The sequence below is a fragment of the Kitasatospora sp. NPDC001132 genome, assembly GCF_053598415.1.
This window is the reverse complement of sequence record NZ_JBSFKF010000004.1, coordinates 357232-375302: the sequence shown is the minus strand read 5'-3', so window position 1 is coordinate 375302 and position 18071 is coordinate 357232. Positions and strand designations below refer to the sequence as shown.

The window sequence follows — 18071 nt, the reverse complement described above, 5'->3', positions numbered from 1 at the left end:
GCGGGTGCTGCAGATGATCCCGGTGTTCTTCGGCACCACGCTGCTGATCTTCCTGATGGTCTACACGCTGCCGGGCGACCCGGTCGCGGCGCTGTTCGGCGAGAAGGCCGCCGACCCGGCCGTGGTCGCCAGCATCAAGCACACGTACTACCTGGACCAGCCGATCTGGAAGCAGTACCTGCACTACATGGGGAACCTCTTCCAGGGGGACTTCGGCACCAGCTTCACCGGCCGTCCGGTCACCGACATCATGGCGGACGCCTTCCCCGTCACCATCCGGCTCGCCCTGATGGCGTTCGTCTTCGAGATGGTCCTGGGCCTCGCCCTGGGCCTGGTCTCCGGACTGCGGCGCGGCAGCATCCCGGACACCCTGGTGCTGATCCTGACCCTGGTGGTCATCTCGATCCCGGTCTTCGTGCTGGCCTACATCGCCCAGACGGTGTTCGCCACCAACCTGGGCTGGGTCACGCCGACGGTGCAGGACAGCTACGACCTGACCCAGCTGATCCTGCCGGCGATCGTGCTGGGCTCGCTCTCGCTCGCGTACGTCGCCCGGCTCACCCGGACGTCGATCGGCGAGAACCTGCGGGCCGACTACATGCGCACCGCGGTCGCCAAGGGCCTGCCCCGACGCACCATCACCTCCCGCCACCTGCTGCGCAACTCGCTGATCCCGGTGGTCACCTTCCTCGGCACCGACCTCGGCGCGCTGATGGGCGGGGCCATCGTCACCGAGGGCATCTTCAACGTGCAGGGCATCGGCAACGTCCTGTACCGGGCGATCAACCAGAAGGAGGGCCCCACCGTGGTCGGCATCGTGACCGTCCTGGTGATCGTCTACCTGGTCGCCAGCCTGCTCGTCGACCTGCTCTACGCGGTCCTGGACCCGAGGATCCGCTATGCCTGAGCCCGACATCCACGACGAGGAGTCGTACGAACCGCACCCCAAGCCGGGGGTCGTGCGCCTCGACTACGCGGGCGAGCAGGGCATGGCCGTCGAGCAGGAGACTTTAGTCGAACCCGACGTGGAGAAGCGCGAGGCGGCCCGCAGCCTGTGGGGCGACGCCTGGCGGGACCTGCGCCGGCGGCCGATCTTCCTGCTCTCGGCGCTGCTGATCCTGCTGCTGGTGATCATGGCGATCTTCCCCGGGGCGTTCACCGACGCGGACCCGCGCGCGGCCGACCTGGTGAACAACTACCTCAGGCGGCCGGACTGGAGCGACGTCTTCGGGGCCGGCTGGTTCGGCTACGACGCGCAGGGCCGCTCCATCTACGCCCGGGTGGTGTACGGCGCCCGGGCCTCGATCACCGTCGGCATCTTCGTGACCGCCGCCGTCACCCTGCTCGGCGGGCTGACCGGGATGGCGGCCGGCTACTTCGGCGGTTGGATCGACGCGCTGCTCTCCCGGATCACCGACATCTTCTTCGGCATCCCGCTGCTGCTCGGCGCGCTGGTGCTGCTGAACGCCTTCGCCACCCGCACGGTGTGGACCGTGGTCGTCGCGCTGGGCGTGCTCGGCTGGACCCAGATCGCCCGCGTCATGCGCGGAGCGGTGCTGACCGTCAAGCAGTCCGACTACGTGGTGGCCGGCCGGGCGCTCGGGGCCGGGACGGGCCGGTTGATGTTCCGGCACATCCTGCCGAACGCGATCGCCCCGGTGATCGTGGTGGCGACCATCGCCCTCGGCGGCTACATCGCCACCGAGGCGACGCTGAGCTTCCTCGGCATCGGTCTGCAGGACCCGACCATCTCCTGGGGCATCGACATCGCCTCCGCCCAGAAGGTGATCCGGACCGCGCCGTACGTGCTGTTCTTCCCGGCCACGGCGCTCTCGGTCACCGTGCTGGCCTTCATCATGCTGGGCGACGCGGTGCGCGACGCCCTCGATCCGAAGCTTCGCTGAGCGAGGGGAACGCATCGTGAGTACAGCGGTGGACACCGCCGGGCGCGAGCAGGAGGCGCCGTACCAGGGGCCGCTGCTCGACGTCCGCGACCTGCACGTCGAGTTCGTCACCCGGGACGGCGTCGCCCGGGCGGTGAACGGGGTGAGCTACTCCGTCGCGGCGGGGGAGACGCTGGCGGTGCTGGGGGAGTCCGGTTCGGGCAAGTCGGTGACGGCGCAGGCGATCATGGGCATCCTGGACATGCCGCCCGCCCGGATCCCGCGCGGCGAGATCCTCTACCGGGGCCGGGACATGCTCAAACTGGGCAAGGAGGAACGGCGGCGGATCCGCGGCCAGAAGATCGCGATGATCTTCCAGGACGCGCTGTCCGCGCTGAACCCGGTGCTCAGCGTGGGCTACCAGCTCGGCGAGATGTTCGGCTCGCACCGGAACGTCTCCCGCAAGGAGGCCAAGGAGAAGGCCGTCGAGCTGATGGAGCGGGTGCGCATCCCCGCCGCCCGGGAGCGGGTGGACGACTACCCGCACCAGTTCTCCGGCGGCATGCGGCAGCGGATCATGATCGCGATGGCGCTGGCCCTGGAGCCGGACCTGATCATCGCGGACGAGCCCACCACGGCCCTGGACGTGACGGTCCAGGCGCAGGTGATGGACCTGCTGGCGGAGCTGCAGGCCGAGTTCAACATGGGGCTGATCCTGATCACCCACGACCTGGGCGTGGTCGCGGACGTCGCGGACAAGATCGCCGTGATGTACGCGGGGCGGATCGTGGAGACCGCCCCGGTGCACGAGCTGTACGCGCGGCCCGCGCACCCGTACACCAGGGGACTGCTGGACTCGATCCCCCGGCTGGACCAGAAGGGCCAGGAGCTCTACGCCATCAAGGGTCTGCCGCCCAACCTGCTGCGCATCCCCAAGGGCTGTGCCTTCAACCCGCGGTGCCCGCGCGCCCAGGACGTCTGCCGGGTCGAGGTGCCGGAGCTGTTCCCGGTCACCGAGGAGGACGGGACGCCGCTGGAGGGGCGCGGCAGCGCCTGCTTCTTCTGGAAGGAGACCCTCCATGACCACGACCGCTGACGGGGCCGGCGCACTGGGGGCGGCGCTGCCGGAGGAGGTCGTCTTCGCGCAGGAGGTGCCGCGCGGCGAGCCGATCCTCGAAGTCCGGGACCTGGTCAAGCACTTCCCGCTCACCCAGGGCGTCCTGTTCAGGAAGCAGGTCGGCGCGGTGAAGGCGGTCGACGGGGTCAGCTTCGACCTGATGCAGGGCGAGACGCTCGGGGTCGTCGGCGAGTCCGGCTGCGGGAAGTCCACGCTGGCCAAGGTGCTGATGAACCTGGAGCCGGCCACCTCGGGATCGGTCCGCTACAAGGGGGAGGAGATCTCCCGGCTGTCCGGGGCGGGGCTGAGGGCCGTCCGGCGGAACATCCAGATGGTGTTCCAGGACCCGTACACCTCGCTCAACCCGCGCATGACGGTCGGCGACATCATCGGCGAGCCGTTCGAGATCCACCCCGAGGTGGCGCCCAGGGGCGACCGCCGCAAGGCCGTCCAGGACCTGCTGGACGTGGTCGGGCTCAACCCCGAGTACATCAACCGCTATCCGCACCAGTTCTCCGGCGGCCAGCGCCAACGCATCGGCATCGCCCGGGGGTTGGCGCTCAAGCCGGAGATCATCATCTGCGACGAGCCGGTCTCGGCGCTGGACGTCTCGGTGCAGGCGCAGGTGATCAACCTGCTGGAGCAGCTGCAGGGCGAGTTCAACCTGTCGTACATGTTCATCGCGCACGACCTCTCCATCGTCCGGCACATCTCCGACCGGGTCGGGGTGATGTACCTCGGGAAGGTGGTCGAGATCGGCAGCGACGCGGAGATCTACGACCACGCGACGCACCCGTACACCCAGGCGCTGCTCTCGGCGGTACCGGTGCCGGACCCGAGGGCGCGGGAGACGCGCGACCGGATCGTGCTCACCGGCGACGTGCCCTCGCCGGCCAACCCGCCGTCCGGCTGCCGGTTCCGGACCCGCTGCTGGAAGGCGCAGCAGCGGTGCGAGGTCGAGGAGCCGCCGCTGGCCGCGCCGTCCTGGCTGGACGGGGCGGCGCGGCACGACTCGGCGTGCCACTTCGCGGCGGAGCGGGGGGCCGGGCAGGCGGAGGCGGGGGCGGACGGGCAGGGCTCCGGCTGACCCGGGTCCGATGCCAGGGCGCGTCCCCGCCGGTGGGGGCGCGCCCTTTCCCGTGACGGAAAAGAGATCTGCCGCGGGCTCGCCAAGTGCGGCCCGTTCCTTGATAGTTGCTCTGCGCCCGGCGGTGGACGCGGGGACGCCGAGGAGGGCTGCGCTGATGGACGCGGTGGAGGTGATCGGCGGCGGTCGGGGGAGTCTGGAGCCCGGGACGCCGCTGCTGGAGGTCGACGACCTGCACGTGGAGTTCCACACCCGGGACGGCGTCGCCAAGGCCGTCAACGGGGTGAGCTACTCCGTCGCGGCGGGGGAGACGCTGGCGGTGCTGGGGGAGTCCGGTTCGGGCAAGTCGGTGACGGCGCAGGCGATCATGGGCATCCTGGACATGCCGCCGGGGCGGATCGCCTCGGGGCGGATCCTGTTCCGCGGCGAGGACCTGCTGACCATGGGCGGCGATGCCCGACGGTCCATCCGGGGCCGGCACATCGCGATGATCTTCCAGGACGCGCTGTCCGCGCTGAACCCGGTGCTCAGCGTGGGCTACCAGCTGGGCGAGATGTTCCGCTCGCACCGGGGCGTCTCCCGCAGGGAGGCCCGGGAGAAGGCCGTCGAGCTGATGGAGCGGGTCCGCATCCCGGCCGCGAAGCAGCGCGTCGGGGACTTCCCGCACCAGTTCTCCGGCGGCATGCGGCAGCGGATCATGATCGCGATGGCGTTGGCCCTGGAGCCGGACCTGATCATCGCGGACGAGCCCACCACGGCCCTGGACGTGACGGTGCAGGCGCAGGTGATGGACCTGCTGGCGGAGCTGCAGGCCGAGTTCAACATGGGGCTGATCCTGATCACCCACGACCTGGGCGTGGTCGCGGACGTCGCGGACAAGATCGCCGTGATGTACGCGGGGAGGATCGTGGAGACCGCCCCGGTGCACGAGCTGTACGCGCGGCCCGCACACCCGTACACCAGGGGACTGCTGGACTCGATCCCCCGGCTGGACCAGAAGGGCCAGGACCTGCACGCCATCAAGGGTCTGCCGCCGAGCCTGCTGAGCCTCCCGGAGGGCTGCGCGTTCAACCCGCGCTGCAACCGCGCCCAGGACCGCTGCCGTACCGAACTCCCGCCGCTGACACCGGTCACCGGCGAGCACGGGACGGAATTGGCGGGCCGGCGCAGCGCCTGCCACTACTGGCGCGAGACGCTGCACGGCTGAGGACCGCCCCGGGCCCGCCCCGCGCCGGCGGGCGGCTACTTCACGAAGCCGACGTTCTCCCAGACGACGTCGGACAGGCCCGGCGCGCCGATGTTGGCGAGGTCGGCGCGGGCCCCGAACAGCTGCGGGCGCTGGTAGAGCGGCAGGACGCCGGCCACCTTCCAGAGCTCGCCGTCGGCCTGGTTGATCGCCTCGGAGGCGGTGGCGGCGTCGCTCGCGGCGGCGGCCCGGTCGAGCGCGGCGTCCACCGCCGGGCTGCCCGCGCCGACGTGGTTGGTGCCGCCGCTCTGGACGAAGTTGGCGCGGTTGCCGCTGGCCGGGAAGGGGGTGCCGATCAGCGAGTAGGCGGCGATGTCGAAGTCGTTGCGGTTGACGTACTTCTCGAAGAACTCGTTGGCGGGGGCGGTCACCGTGGTGACCTTGATGCCGACGTCCTTGAGCATCCTGGTGGTGTTGGCGGCCTCGGCCTGGGCCGGGGTGACGCCGGCCGGGACGACCATCCGCAGGTTCAGCTCCCGGCCGTCCTTCTTCCGTACGTCGCCGTCCAGCTTCCAGCCCGCCGAGTCCAGCTTGCGGGCGGCCTCGGCGGGGTCGTAGCGGGCCAGGCCGAGGGAGTTGTCGCGGTAGCCGTTCTGGTTGGTGACCAGCAGGTGGTTGTTGAGGGGGACGGCCGGCCAGTCCAGGCCGCTGAGGTCGGAGCGGATCACCACGTCCCGGTTGATCGCCTGGAAGACGGCCTGGCGGACGGTCGCGTCGCTGAGCGCGGGGGTGCGGGCGTTCAGGGTGAGCTGGCGGAAGTCGGGCCCGCCGGCGCGGCGCACCACGGCGCCCCTGGTGTTCTTGACGGCCTGGTAACCGGCCACGTCCGGTCCGATGTTGACGAGGTCGATCCCGCCCTTGGCGAAGGCGGCGGCCATCGCGTCGGGCAGCATCGCGTGGAAGACGATCCGGTCCAGCATGGGCTTGTCGCCCCACCAGGCGGGATCGGCGACCAGGGTGACGGTCTGGGCGGCGCGGTCCAGCTGCTCGACCTTGAACGGGCCGGCGGTGACCGGGAACCCGTCCAGGTAGGAGGTGTTGAAGAGCTCCGGGGTGGAGATCCGGCTCGCGGGCAGCAGCGGGGCGTTGCCGGCGCTGTTGAACATCGACTGCCACTCGGAGAACGGGCGGTCGAAGGTCATCACGGCCTGGTAGTCGTCCTTGCCGCGCTCGACCGCGGAGACCAGCTCGAAACCGGTGCTGCTGGAGGACTTGTAGGCCGGGTCCTTCCCGTTCAGGGCTCGCCAGTTGGCCTCGATGTCGCGCCAGGTGATCGGGGTGCCGTCGGACCAGTGGGCCTTCGGGTTGAGCGTCCAGGTGACCACCTGCCGGCCGTCCCTGAACTCGGCGTGCGCCTCCTGCAGGTAGGCGGGGTTGGGGGTCTGGGTGCCGGCCGCGTCCGAGCGGAAGAAGGTCGGCAGCAGCGGCTTGCTGACCATGACGGTCGAGGAGTCGCTGCCGTCGGCGTGGATCGGCGACCACTGGCGGGAGAACTGGGCGGCCGCCAGGTTGAGGGTGCCGCCCTGGCGCAGCTGGGCCCGGTCGTGGGGGTTGATGTCGATCGAGGTCAGCTTGGGCGAGGCGAGGGCGGACGGCAGGGCGTCGGCGGCGGTGCCGTCCTGGCCGGAGGTGCAGGAGCAGAGTGCCAGCGAGAGCGTGAGGGCGGTGAGACCGGCGAGCAGGGCCGTCCCGTGGTGCTGGAGGCGGCGGCGCATCGGCGTGCTCCCCGGGGTGGATGTGGCGGATGGTGTGGCGTCACATCTTGCTGACCGGGAGGGGGCGTTGTCGAGGGGCGGGCCCGGATGGGGCCCGCCCCTCGGGGCGCGGGTTCGTCGGACGCCACGGCGTCCGGCCGCGACGGGTTCCGACAGCGAACGTGTCAGACCGCGAAGGTGTCAGACGGCGAAGGTGTCAGACCGCGAACTTGAAGGTGCGGTCCTTGTCGCCGGTCTTGTCGAACACCGAGGTGATGCCGTCCGCGACGTCCTGCGGGGTGATCGCGGCGAGCTGGCCGTTCTTCTTGACCTTCACCTTGTCGAACGCGGTGCCCAGCTGGGCGGTGAGCGCGTCGAGGTCCCACTTGGGCACGATCTTGCCGGAGGCGTCCGGGACGAGGGTGAGCGCCTTGGCGGCGGTCTTCGGGCCGAAGTCCCAGGTCTTTGCGCCGGCCGTGACGTGCACCTTGCCGGCGGCCACCTGCTTGCCGAGGCTGTCGGCGGCGGCCTGGAGGGCCTGGGTGGAGATCTTCGGCTGGGCGGCCGTGACGGCCAGGGCGATCGGCTGGTCGGGCTTGCCGTCGGCGCGGCCGCGGTAGGCCTCCTCGATCGCGTCCAGGGCGCTCGCCGAGTCCACCGCCTGGCCGGCCCGGCCGGGCACGACGATCGGCTCGCCGTTGACGTCGCCGAACTTGACGTAGCCCTCCTGGAGGCCCTGGCCGGAGCCGGCCGCGAGGGAGTCGAGGGCGGCCTTGAGCTTGGCCCGGTCGACCTTGACCTCCGGGGCGACGGTCTTGGTGCCGCCCTTGAGCGACTTGATGACGTCGACCGGGTTGTAGCTGTGCTGGGCCAGGCCGTCCACGGTGGCGGTGGTGTCGAAGCTCAGCCCGGCGACCGCCGGGTCGAGGTCCACGGTCTGGTCGCCGATCTTCAGCTTGAGCGGCTGCTGGCCGGCCTTGCCGACGGACTCGTCCAGCTGGTGGATCGCCTGGTCACGGCTGCTGCCGCCGATCTCGGCGCCGAGCACCACGGTGCCCTTGGGGACGTCCGACTGGTTGAGCATCAGGCCGGTGCCGTAGGCGGCGGCGCCGAGGAAGAGCACCGCGGTGACGCCGTAGACGCCCAGCTTGACCAGCTTCTTGCCGGCTCCGCCGCGCTTGGCCTTGGCGGGGGCGGCGGGCTCGGCCTTCGCGGGGGCGGGGGCCGGAGCGGGCGCCGGGGTGGGGGCCGGAGCAGGGGCCGGGGCGGCCTTGTCGCCCTTGGCACCCTTGGGGCCCTTGTCGGCCTTGGGGGTCTTGCCCCCCTTGGCGTTCGTGGCGCCCTCGGGCCTCGGGCCGGGGGCCGGGGTCGGCAGCGGGGTGAGCGCGGTGGCCTCCTGGTCGCCGCCGGGCTGCGGGGCGGCACCGGGCGCGCCCGGGAAGAGGGCGCCGGGGCCCGCCGGGGTGGCCGCGTCCTGGCCGGGAGCGGCCGGGCGCTGGGTGGCGAACGGGTCGGTGCCGGTCGGGGCCGAGGCGAACAGGCCCGGCTGCGGACCGCCGTCGGCGCCGAGCGGGGCGCCGTTCAGGGGCAGACCGGGTATCGGGGCGGGCGGCGGGGTGTTGTCGCGGATCGGCGCGAAGCCTTCGACCGAGGTGTCCTCGGGGCTCGGCTCGGCGCCCGGCCCGGCCTGCGGGTGCGGCGCGGCGGCCGGGTGGCCGTTCGCCCGGAAGCCGTTCTGCGGCCCGGACTGCGGCCGGCCACCGGCCTGCTGCCCGCCCCGCTTCCCGCGGTTGCGCTGGGGCAGGCCGTTCTGCGCGTCGGCGTCGGGGACGGAGGTGCCGAACGGGTCGGCGACCGGGGCGAACGGGTCGGCGACCGGAGCGAAGGGGGCGGCGGGCTCGTACACGCCGGGCTCCTCCACCGGGGCCTCGGCGTGGAACGGCGCGGCGGGCCCGGCCGCGGCCTGCTGCTTGCCCTGGGCGGGCACCGGGCGGCCGTTCGGGGCGCCGCCCCCACGGGCCGGCGGACGGGCACCTTGCGGGCGCGGTTCGGCGGTGGCGGGCGCGGCCGGGGCCTGCGTCGCGGCCGCGGCACCGGCCGGCACGGCGGCCGAGGCGGGCTCCGCGACCGGGGCCTTCTTCTGCCGCGGCCGGAACCAGGCGCCGGTGGACTCCGACTCGGAGGTGGCCGGCGGGATCGGCGGGATCTGCCACTCCGGCGGCAGGTTCGGCGGGGAGGCCTGGCGGCCGCCGTCCTCCATCACGCCGAGCACGGGCGAGGCCGGCGCGGAGCGGTGCCGCGGGGCGTCCGGGGCGGCGGCCGGGGCGTCATCGCCCGGACCGTCCTCGTTCTTGACGGTGCTGCGGACGACGACCGGCGGGATCGGGCGCGAGCCGGGGATGTTGATCCGGACCCGGGTGGTCAGGGTGGTCTCGGTCTTCGGACCGTCGTCCTCGCCGCCCGACGCGGCGCCCGGTCCCGCGTCGGCCCGGTCGCCGCCGGGGAGCCCCGCCGGTGTGCCGTAGGGCGGCGTGCCCGACGGGTAGGCGTCCGGACCCGTGCGCCGGGGCGTCGGGTGGGCGTTGTCAGATTCGCGGCTGCTCAATGCTGCTCTGCTCCGGGTTCGCGGGCGGGCCGTGCGGCGCGACCGCGGTCGTGGTCGCCGGGCCTTGACTGGGGCGGGCGGCGGTCGGGTACGGCGTTCTGCGGGACCACCATACTGGGAAGAACAGAGCGGCGAACGGCTTCGGACAGATCCTGATACGTCCGGTTCCTCCGGTATGAGAGTAAGGCCGTTCGCTCCTGACTGCGCGTCGTACGCGGTACGGTACGCCGTGCACGACCGGCGTCAGCGCGGGGGGCCGGGCACTCCGGGGAACCAGCTGGAGCGGGTGGGCAGGGTGGCGCAGATCACGCCCAGCACCGAGCCGGCGAACAGCCAGGCCAGCGAGGTGGCGTTGGACCACAGCACGTTGTCGCCCTCGGGCCGGGGCACGATCAGCAGCAGCATCGCCAGGAACCAGCCTGCCGCGGGCGCGCCCGCGCCGAGCCGGGTGCCGGTGACCCGCAGGCCGGCGTAGAAGGTCGCGGCGGTCGCGGCGAGCGCCAGCAGGACCCCCACCGGTGGCCACAGGGCCTGCACAAAGGATCCGCAGACCGACACCGCGACGCCCAGCAGGAAGAACAGGACATAGGCCGCGATCCGGGCGATGCGCGGGGGCTGGGGCTCGGCCAGCCGCTCCTCGCGGGTGCCGAGGACGACGGCGGCGAGCGGGCGGCGGGCCGGCCCGGCGGCGGGCTTGTTCATCGGGTGCCCTCCTCGGCGTGCGCGGCGTCGGGCCCGAGGCCGGCGAACAGGTCGTCCTCCGGCTCGCCCGGCCCTGCCTGGCCGTGCATCAACTGGTAGTACTCGGTGGCGAACAGCGGCTGGGCGAGGTCGTTGGAGAGCGCGAAGAACGCGCCGTCCACGGTGATCTGGGTGGCGTGGGCGGCCAGCGCGGCGGCCTTGTGCCGCGCGTACGCGGAACCGTCCAGCACGGTGGTGACCAACTCGTCGTCGACCACGCCGGGGATGTCGGCGGGCTGCGCGACGCCCGGGAAGGAGGCCTTGGCGGCGGCCTCGGCGAGCCCGGCCTCGATCACCGAGCGGGGCATCCGGTTCCAGTACACCTTGGCGATCCGCCAGGCCGGGCCCAGCTCCGGCCGGTGCGCCGGGTCGGCGGCCAGCTCGTACGCGCGCGTCGCGACCCGGTGCGCCTGGATGTGGTCCGGGTGCCCGTAGCCGCCGTCCGGGTCGTACGTGACCAGCACCTGCGGGCGCTCCTCGCGGATCACCGCGACCAGGTGGCCGGCCGCCTCCTCGACGTCCGCCCGCCAGAAGCAGCCGGGCGCGTCGTTCTCGGGCACGCCCATCATCCCGGAGTCGCGGTAGCGCCCCGGGCCGCCGAGGAAGCGGAAGTCGGTCACGCCGAGGGCGCGCATCGCCTCGGTCAGCTCGCCGATCCGGTAGGCGCCGAGGGTGTTCTCCCGATCGGCCGTCAGGTGGGCCAGCTCCGGGGGGATCACCTCGCCGCCCTCGCCGAGGGTGCAGGTCACCAGCGTGACCCGGGCGCCCTCGGCGGCGTACCGGGCCATGGTGGCGCCGTTGCCGATCGACTCGTCGTCGGGGTGCGCGTGCACCAGGAGGAGGCGGCGGCCGGTAGTCGCGGTCATGGGAGGAAGCCTACGACCGCCGCGACGGGGTCAGAGCTTCAGGCCATTGATCATCCCGGCGAGGTTGCTGGTGACCTGGCTGATCGACGGGGCGATCGAGCTGGAGGCAAGGTAGAAGCCGAGCAGCGCGCAGACGATCGCGTGCGCCAGCTTCAGGCCGGACCGGCGGATCAGGATCACCACGATGACCAGCATCAGCACGGCGGCGGAGATGTTCATGGCCATGTCGGCTCACACCCCTTCTCGGGCACGCCGCCCCCGGGGAGGGCGGCGAGGGACGGTGCGGGACTGGGGGCTGCGGGCGACCGCGGGCCGGGACGGGCCCGACGATCACTCGCCGGACAAGTCATACCCGATGAGTGAGGGGGACATTACCCTCGGTGAGTCCACGCGCGCCGGGGCATCGTGGCATCCGAGGGGCGCATAGGCCGGTCGGAGGCGGTTTGGACCCCTTTGGGGTGTACTTGGTGACGATGCTCCGAACGAGTGATCAGCACACGTCCGGACGCGGTGGCTCGGCGTCATAAGGTCTGGTGCCATGACCTCCCACACCTCTGCCGACACCTTCCCCCGGCAGTACGCGCGGACCCTGCGCTACACCGTCGGCGCGCCCCGCTCCTTCTCCGTCGCGCCGGACGGCTCGCGGGTCGTCTTCCTCCGTTCGCCCTCCGGCCGCGACCGGGCCAACCTGCTCTGGACCCTCGACACCGCCACCGGCGAGGAGCGGATCGCCGCCGACCCGGCCGCGCTGCTCGGCGGCGGCGAGGAGGACCTCTCGCCGGCCGAGAAGGCCCGCCGCGAGCGCAGCCGCGAGGGCTCGGCCGGCATCGTCGGCTACGCCCTGGACGCGGCCGGCACCCTGGCCGCCTTCGCCCTCTCCGGCCGCCTGTTCACCGCCGACCTGGCCACCGGCGCCACCACCGAACTGCCCGCGGAGGGGCCGCTGTTGGACCCGCGGCCGTCCCCGGACGGCACCCACGTCGCGTACGCCAACACCGCCGGCGAGCTGCGGCTGACCCGCGCCGACGGCAGCGGCGACCGGGTGCTCGCCGAACCGGACGGCCCGAACGTCACCTGGGGCCAGGCCGAGTTCATCGCGCAGGAGGAGATGGACCGCAACCGCGGCTTCTGGTGGTCTCCGGAGAGCGACCGGCTGCTCGTCGAGCGCGCCGACGAGAGCCCGGTGCGTCGCTGGTGGATCGCCGACCCGGCGAACCCGGACCGCGAGCCCGCCGAGGTCGCCTACCCGGCGGCCGGCAGCGCCAATGCCGAGGTCGGACTCTGGCTGCTCGACCTGCACGGCGGGCGCACCGAGGTGGTCTGGGACCGCGCCGCGTTCCCCTACCTGGGCCGGGTGCACTGGTCGAAGGGCGGCGTTCCGCTGCTCCAGGTCCAGTCCCGCGACCAGCGCCACCAGCGGATCCTCGGCCTGGACGTCGCCACCGGCACCACCGAGGTGCTGCACGAGGAGAAGGACGGCGCCTGGCTGGAGCTGTTCGCGGGCGCGCCGGCCTGGACCCCGGACGGCAAGCTGGTCCGGATCTCCGACGAGGGAGGAGTGCGGGCGCTGGTGATCGGCGACCGCACCGTGACCGGCGCCGACCTGCACGTCCGCTCGGTCGTCGCGGTCACCGAGGAGGAGGTGTTCTTCAGCGCCTCCGGCGGCGTCGGCGAGACCGACCCCGAGCCGGGCTGGATCGCCGTCGGCCGGATCAGCCACGACGGCAAGCGGCTGGGCTGGGAGTCCGCCAACGGGCGGCCGTTCACCTCCGTCACCAGCGCGGTGCACGGCGGCGGCATCACCGTCCGGGCCACCGCCGAGCCCGACCTGCCCGGCACGCTCGTCAAGGTCGCCCGGGACCTGCCCGAGGGCGTGGCGGTCGACGACGTCGCCACCATCGCCTCCCACGCCGAGACCCCGGTCATCACCGCCCGTCCGGTCTTCCGCTTCGCCGGCGAGCGCCGCATCCCCGCCGCCGTCTTCCTGCCCACCGGCTACGACCGCGAGCGGGACGGCCTGCTGCCCGTCCTGATGGACCCGTACGGCGGCCCCGGCGGCCAGCGCGTCTACCAGGCGCACAACCCGCACCTCCAATCGCAGTGGTTCGCCGACCAGGGGTTCGCGGTGGTCGTCGCCGACGGCCGCGGCACCCCCGGGCGCGGGCCGGCCTGGGAGAAGTCGATCGCCTTCGACTTCGCCGGGGCCACCCTGGACGACCAGGCGGACGCGCTGCGGGCGCTCGCCGGGGAGTTCCCGCTCGACCTCGACCGGGTCGCCATCCGCGGCTGGTCGTACGGCGGCTACCTCGCCGCGCTCGCCGTGCTGCGCCGCCCGGACGTCTTCCACGCGGCGGTGGCCGGGGCGCCGGTGACCGACTGGGAGCTGTACGACACCCACTACACCGAGCGCTACCTGGGCGACCCGGCCGAGCGGCCCGAGGTGTACGCCGCCAACTCGCTGAGCGGGTACGCGGCCGGCCTGGAGCGCCCGCTGATGATCATCCACGGGCTGGCGGACGACAACGTGGTGGCCGCGCACACCCTGCGGCTGTCCTCGGCGCTGCTCGCCGCCGGGCGCCCGCACACCGTGCTGCCGCTGTCCGGCGTCACCCACATGACCCCGCAGGAGGAGGTCGCGGAGAACCTGCTGCTGCTCCAGGTCGACTTCGTGAAGCGCTCGCTGGGCCTGTGACACCCCACTGACCAGCGCCTTCCGCGGCCGGTGCCCCTGACGGGGGTACCGGCCGCCGGCATGACATCCGTCATGCCGAAGGCACGACGGCGGACACTGCCGCCGCCACCCGCCCGCGCGGGACTCTGAGGTGGTGCGAACAGCACCGGACGCGAAAACCACCAGGGGAGAGGAGCGGGGCGATGGGTACCGAGGTGGCCGCCTTCCGCGGCGTCGGCAAGAGCTACGGGCGGGTGCGCGCCGTGGACGGACTGGACCTCGTGCTGAGGCCGGGCGAGACCGTCGCCCTGCTCGGGCCGAACGGCGCAGGGAAGTCCACCAGTCTGGACCTGCTGCTCGGCCTGCGCGAGCCCGACCGGGGCAGCGTGACCCTGTTCGGCGGCACCCCGAGAGCGGCGATCGAGGCCGGCCGGGTCGGCGCGATGCTGCAGAGCGGCGGGCTGATGTCCGACGTCAAGGTGCGTGAGCTGGTCCGGCTCGCCTGCGACGTGCACCCGCGCGGTCGGTCGGTCACGGGGGTGCTGACCGACGCCGGGATCACGGAGCTGGCGGAACGGCGGGTCGACAAGCTGTCCGGCGGCCAGGAGCAGCGGGTCCGCTTCGCCCTGGCCATCGCCGGCGACAGCGACCTGATCGTGCTGGACGAGCCCACCACCGGGATGGACGTCACCGTGCGGCAGTCGTTCTGGGCGAGCATGCGCGCCCAGGCCGACGCCGGGCGCACGGTGCTGTTCGCCACCCACTACCTGGAGGAGGCCGACTCGATCGCCGACCGCGTCCTGGTGCTCCACCGGGGCCGGCTGATCGCCGACGGCAGCTCGGCGGAGATCAAGGCCAGGGCCGGCGCCCGCCGGATCGCCTTCGAACTCCACGACACTGACGGCGGGTTCGAGGAGTCCGTGCTGCGCACCCTGCCGGGCGTGCAGTCGCTGGACGTCACCGCGAGGGTGCCCGGGGTGCGGACGGTGCGGATCCGCACCGCGGACGCCGACGCCACCATGGCCGGGGCCTACCGGGCGGGCCTGTACCCGCGCGGGCTGGAGGTCACCGGCGTGGGCCTGGAACAGGCCTTCCTGACCATCACCGGAGAACTGGACCGCGAGGACGGCGCCCTGGCCGCCGACACCGGGAGCACCGAGAAGGAGAGCGTGCGATGACCACCCTGATCAGGCTGGAGATCCTGCGGACCCTCCGCAACCGGCGCTACCTGCTCTTCACCATCGCCTACCCGGCGCTGATGTACTTCTTCTTCATCAACGCCTACGGCTCCACCCGGCTGGCCGGCGGCCTGCCGGTGAAGACGTACTTCATGGTCTCGATGGCCACCTTCGGCGCGGTCGGCGCGGTGCTGAGCGGCAACGCGCAGCGGATCTCGCTGGAGCGCAAGAGCGGCTGGGTGCGCCAGCTGCGGCTGACCGCGCTGCCCGGCCGGGCGTACACCGTCGGCAAGATCGCGGCGACCGCGGTCACCACACTGCCGGCGATCCTGGTGGTCTTCGCGGTCGGCGCGAGCCAGGGCGTCTCCCTGGGCGCGGCGCAGTGGATCGCGCTGGCGGCCGCGCTCTGGCTGGGCAGCTTCGTCTTCGCCGCGCTCGGGGTGGCACTCGGGTACGCGGCGGCGCCGGACGCGGTGCAGCCGATCGTGATGATCACCTACATGGCGATGGCGCTGCTCGGCGGCACCTGGTTCCCGGTGAGCGGCTCGCTGGAGAAGTTCGCCCGGTTCAACCCGGTGTTCCTGTACAACAAGCTGGCCGCCTTCATCCAGCCCGGGCACTCCCTGGACACCGTCGCCGTCGCGGGGCTGGCCGGCTTCCTCGTGGTGTTCACGGCCGCCGCCGCTGCGCTGTACCGCCGCGACACCCGCCAGGCATGATGATCGACATGAGTGACGCGCGCCAGGCCCACCGCACCGACGAACCGCCGGAGGTGGGCGTGGCGCGCGCGTCCTTCATGAACGTCCCCGGCTCCCCGGTGGAGACCAGGCGGCAGCTGCTGGTCAAGGTCGCCTGGATGATGCTGTGGATGCTCTACCTGGCCTACCCGGCCGGGGACCTGCTGAGCGGCGGCCACAGCACGATCGGGACGGTGCTCGGCTGGTGCTGCCTGGCCGTGTTCATGGTCGCGTACGTGCTGCTGGTGGTCTTCCGCTCGCAGGCCGGGATGCGGCCGCGGGCCTGCCTGGCGATCGTCACGACGATGGTCGGGCTCGCGGTCGCCGCCTCCGTCGTGCTCGGCGACGCGTTCCTGACGCTGTTCATCTACGCCTCGGTGTGCGTCGCGATCATCACCCCGGCCCGCTACGGGCTGCGCGCGCTGGTCGCCATGGCCGCGCTCACCGCCGTCGTCGGCGTGGGCATCGGCGCCGATGTCGACAACGTCTCCACCTTCGCGCTCAGCGCCTTCCTCTCCGGCGTCGCGATGACCGGCCTGCAGCGGCTGGTCGCCACCATGAAGGAGCTGCGCGAGGCCCGGGCCGCGGTCGCGCACCTGGCCGCCTCCGAGGAGCGGCTGCGGCTGGCCCGCGACCTGCACGACCTGCTCGGGCACTCGCTGTCGCTGATCACCCTGAAGAGCGAGCTGGCCGGACGGTTCATGGACGCCGGCAAGGACGAGGCCGCCCGGGCGCAGGTCGCCGACATCGAACAGGTCGCCCGGCAGTCACTGATCGACGTTCGGGAGGCGGTCACCGGCTTCCGGCGCCCGACCCTGCCGGTCGAACTGGCCGCCGCCCGGACCGCGCTGGCCGCCGCCCAGGTCCGGCTGGAGGCCGCGCCGGAGCTGGTGGACGCCTGGCCGGCGCTGCCCGACGAGGAGCGGGGCGCGCTGGCCTGGGCACTGCGCGAGGCCGTGACCAACGTCGTCCGGCACGGCGAGGACGCCACCGTCTGCACGGTCGCGGCGGACGAGAGCTGGGAGGCGGGCGGCGAGCACTACGCGGTCCTGGAGGTCACCGACAACGGGCGCGGGCCGGGCAAGTCCCAGCCGGGCAACGGCCTGTCCGGTCTGGAGGAGCGGCTGGCGCTGGTCGGCGGGCGGCTGGAGACCGGGCCGGGGGAGCGCGGGCGGGGCTTCCGGCTGCGCGCCTCGGTGCCGCTGCGCACGGTGTCGGCCCCGGCCTCCGGACCCGCGCCCGCGACGAAGCCGCGCTAGTCCCCGCGCGGGCCCGCGCGGGGAACCCGGACGGCCGGTGCGGACGTCGTACCGGACATGCCCACCGTTCTCGTCATCGGCTTCGACCCGCACGCCGTCCCCGGTATGGACGGCGACGCCGTGCAGGCCGTCCTGGACGCCGAACTCCTCCGCTTCGCCGAGCACGGCATCGACGCCGCGACCGCGCTGGTCGCCCCCGACGGCACCGCCGAGCCCGCCGTCGTGGCGGCCCTGGCCGCCCGGGCCTGGGACGTCGTCGTCATCGGCGGCGGCATCCGCAAGCCCGAGGCCGCGCTCCTGTTCTTCGAGCTCGTCGTCAATCTGGTGCGTCGTCACGCCCCCGGGGCCGCCCTCGCCTTCAACACCGGCATCGCCGACAGCCTCGAATCCGCCCGCCGCTGGCTTCCGGAGTAGGCCGTCGGCCGGCCTCAGCCGAGGTCGGCGAGGGAGCGGCGGTGGGCGAGGGCGGGGCGGCCGTCGAGGAGGAACTCGTACCGGGGCTCGAAGCCGTTGTGGGCGAGGACGGCCCGCGAGGCGAGGTTGTCGAGGGTGGTGACGGCGGTGAGGGAGCGCAGGCCGTAGGCGGTGGCGGCGAGGCGGCAGGCCTCGGCCACGGCGGCGGTGGCGATGCCTCGGCCGGCGGCGGATTCGGCGACGCGGTAGCCGAGTTCGGCGCTGCCGTCGACGAGGTCGAGGAGGTTGACGCGGCCGACCAGGCCGCCGGCCGCGTCGCGGACGACGTGGAACCTGCAGACGCCCTCGGCCTGTTCGGCGAGGAGGGCGGCGTGGCGGTCCGCGAACCGGGCGAAGTACGCGTCGCCGCGGTCCGGGACGGTGCGGGCGAAGTACGCGCGGTTGGCGCGCTCGAAGGCCAGTACGGCATCGGCGTGGTCGGGGCGCAGGAGTTCCAGGGTCAGCACCGGGACAGTCTCGTCCGCGGGGCCCCGGTGAACCACCGGAATACGTCGGCCGGGTCCTCGGAGGCAG

General features: G+C 73.1%; 15 protein-coding genes and 1 pseudogene. 10 read left to right on the top strand and 6 right to left on the bottom strand.

Annotated features, from left to right (window positions below; translation table 11 throughout):
- From ACWDBE_RS08580 to ACWDBE_RS08560, 5 genes are all read left to right on the top strand, one after another.
- The coding region (locus ACWDBE_RS08580; RefSeq protein ID WP_449807549.1) for an ABC transporter permease at positions 1 to 907 on the top strand (907 nt) is incomplete at its 5' end.
- On the top strand, positions 900 to 1904 hold the full coding sequence (locus ACWDBE_RS08575; RefSeq protein WP_449791120.1) for an ABC transporter permease: 1005 nt from the start codon (positions 900 to 902) through the stop codon (positions 1902 to 1904). The genes ACWDBE_RS08580 and ACWDBE_RS08575, both read left to right, overlap by 8 nt.
- Positions 1905 to 1920: 16 nt before the next feature.
- Positions 1921 to 2979, top strand: a complete 1059-nt coding sequence (locus ACWDBE_RS08570) for an ABC transporter ATP-binding protein (protein WP_449807548.1) — start codon at positions 1921 to 1923, stop codon at positions 2977 to 2979.
- The gene (locus ACWDBE_RS08565) at positions 2963 to 4087 is read left to right on the top strand and encodes an ABC transporter ATP-binding protein (protein ID WP_449807547.1); all 1125 of its coding nucleotides are present in this window, start codon (positions 2963 to 2965) and stop codon (positions 4085 to 4087) included. The genes ACWDBE_RS08570 and ACWDBE_RS08565 overlap by 17 nt, the downstream gene beginning before the upstream one ends.
- A gap of 157 nt (positions 4088 to 4244) precedes the next feature.
- A complete protein-coding gene (locus ACWDBE_RS08560) occupies positions 4245 to 5294 on the top strand; it encodes an ABC transporter ATP-binding protein (protein WP_449807546.1) in 1050 nt (349 codons plus the stop codon).
- Positions 5295 to 5329: 35 nt separating this feature from the next.
- Here the strand turns inward: ACWDBE_RS08560 and ACWDBE_RS08555 are convergent, their stop codons facing one another.
- The 5 genes from ACWDBE_RS08555 to ACWDBE_RS08535 all read right to left on the bottom strand — a co-directional run bounded on the left by ACWDBE_RS08555 (position 5330) and on the right by ACWDBE_RS08535 (position 11464).
- The gene (locus ACWDBE_RS08555; protein WP_449807545.1) at positions 5330 to 7048 is read right to left on the bottom strand and encodes an ABC transporter family substrate-binding protein; all 1719 of its coding nucleotides are present in this window, start codon (positions 7046 to 7048) and stop codon (positions 5330 to 5332) included.
- 196 nt (positions 7049 to 7244) lie between these two features.
- Positions 7245 to 9632, bottom strand: coding sequence for a peptidoglycan binding domain-containing protein (locus ACWDBE_RS08550; protein ID WP_449807544.1), 2388 nt, complete (start codon positions 9630 to 9632; stop codon positions 7245 to 7247).
- Positions 9633 to 9875: 243 nt separating this feature from the next.
- On the bottom strand, positions 9876 to 10334 hold the full coding sequence (locus ACWDBE_RS08545) for a DUF6113 family protein (RefSeq protein WP_449790085.1): 459 nt from the start codon (positions 10332 to 10334) through the stop codon (positions 9876 to 9878).
- Positions 10331 to 11239 (bottom strand): N-acetyl-1-D-myo-inositol-2-amino-2-deoxy-alpha-D-glucopyranoside deacetylase, encoded by a 909-nt coding sequence (gene mshB / locus ACWDBE_RS08540; protein WP_449807543.1) that lies wholly within the window; start codon positions 11237 to 11239, stop codon positions 10331 to 10333. Before mshB ends, ACWDBE_RS08545 begins: the two co-directional genes overlap by 4 nt.
- A gap of 30 nt (positions 11240 to 11269) precedes the next feature.
- Complete coding sequence (locus ACWDBE_RS08535) at positions 11270 to 11464, bottom strand: DUF2304 domain-containing protein (protein ID WP_392873618.1); 195 nt, start codon at positions 11462 to 11464, stop codon at positions 11270 to 11272.
- Between the two features lie 313 nt (positions 11465 to 11777).
- On the opposite strand from ACWDBE_RS08535, the gene ACWDBE_RS08530 reads away from it, so the two are divergent.
- The 5 genes and pseudogenes from ACWDBE_RS08530 (at position 11778) to ACWDBE_RS08510 (ending at position 17498) form a co-directional block, all read left to right on the top strand.
- Positions 11778 to 13931 (top strand): alpha/beta fold hydrolase, encoded by a 2154-nt coding sequence (locus ACWDBE_RS08530; protein ID WP_449807542.1) that lies wholly within the window; start codon positions 11778 to 11780, stop codon positions 13929 to 13931.
- Between the two features lie 239 nt (positions 13932 to 14170).
- Positions 14171 to 15088: pseudogene (locus ACWDBE_RS08525) on the top strand (ABC transporter ATP-binding protein); the annotation flags it as partial.
- The gene (locus tag ACWDBE_RS08520; protein ID WP_449790081.1) at positions 15085 to 15807 is read left to right on the top strand and encodes an ABC transporter permease; all 723 of its coding nucleotides are present in this window, start codon (positions 15085 to 15087) and stop codon (positions 15805 to 15807) included. The pseudogene ACWDBE_RS08525 and the gene ACWDBE_RS08520, both read left to right, overlap by 4 nt.
- An 8-nt stretch (positions 15808 to 15815) precedes the next feature.
- On the top strand, positions 15816 to 17084 hold the full coding sequence (locus tag ACWDBE_RS08515) for a sensor histidine kinase (RefSeq protein WP_449807541.1): 1269 nt from the start codon (positions 15816 to 15818) through the stop codon (positions 17082 to 17084).
- Between the two features lie 57 nt (positions 17085 to 17141).
- Complete coding sequence (locus ACWDBE_RS08510) at positions 17142 to 17498, top strand: hypothetical protein (RefSeq protein ID WP_449790079.1); 357 nt, start codon at positions 17142 to 17144, stop codon at positions 17496 to 17498.
- A gap of 14 nt (positions 17499 to 17512) precedes the next feature.
- Here the strand turns inward: ACWDBE_RS08510 and ACWDBE_RS08505 are convergent, their stop codons facing one another.
- Complete coding sequence (locus tag ACWDBE_RS08505) at positions 17513 to 18004, bottom strand: GNAT family N-acetyltransferase (RefSeq protein WP_449790078.1); 492 nt, start codon at positions 18002 to 18004, stop codon at positions 17513 to 17515.
- Positions 18005 to 18071 lie beyond the last annotated feature (67 nt).

Excerpts from the sequence above, each read along its gene's own strand:
- mshB (WP_449807543.1), bottom strand. The coding sequence starts at position 11,239 with ATGACCGCGACTACCGGCCGCCGCCTCCTCCTGGTGCACGCGCACCCC.
- ACWDBE_RS08555 (WP_449807545.1), bottom strand. The coding sequence starts at position 7,048 with ATGCGCCGCCGCCTCCAGCACCACGGGACGGCCCTGCTCGCCGGTCTC.
- ACWDBE_RS08560 (WP_449807546.1), top strand. The coding sequence starts at position 4,245 with ATGGACGCGGTGGAGGTGATCGGCGGCGGTCGGGGGAGTCTGGAGCCC.
- ACWDBE_RS08510 (WP_449790079.1), top strand. The coding sequence starts at position 17,142 with ATGCCCACCGTTCTCGTCATCGGCTTCGACCCGCACGCCGTCCCCGGT.
- ACWDBE_RS08530 (WP_449807542.1), top strand. The coding sequence starts at position 11,778 with ATGACCTCCCACACCTCTGCCGACACCTTCCCCCGGCAGTACGCGCGG.
- ACWDBE_RS08520 (WP_449790081.1), top strand. The coding sequence starts at position 15,085 with ATGACCACCCTGATCAGGCTGGAGATCCTGCGGACCCTCCGCAACCGG.
- ACWDBE_RS08565 (WP_449807547.1), top strand. The coding sequence starts at position 2,963 with ATGACCACGACCGCTGACGGGGCCGGCGCACTGGGGGCGGCGCTGCCG.
- ACWDBE_RS08545 (WP_449790085.1), bottom strand. The coding sequence starts at position 10,334 with ATGAACAAGCCCGCCGCCGGGCCGGCCCGCCGCCCGCTCGCCGCCGTC.
- ACWDBE_RS08575 (WP_449791120.1), top strand. The coding sequence starts at position 900 with ATGCCTGAGCCCGACATCCACGACGAGGAGTCGTACGAACCGCACCCC.
- ACWDBE_RS08515 (WP_449807541.1), top strand. The coding sequence starts at position 15,816 with ATGAGTGACGCGCGCCAGGCCCACCGCACCGACGAACCGCCGGAGGTG.
- ACWDBE_RS08535 (WP_392873618.1), bottom strand. The coding sequence starts at position 11,464 with ATGGCCATGAACATCTCCGCCGCCGTGCTGATGCTGGTCATCGTGGTG.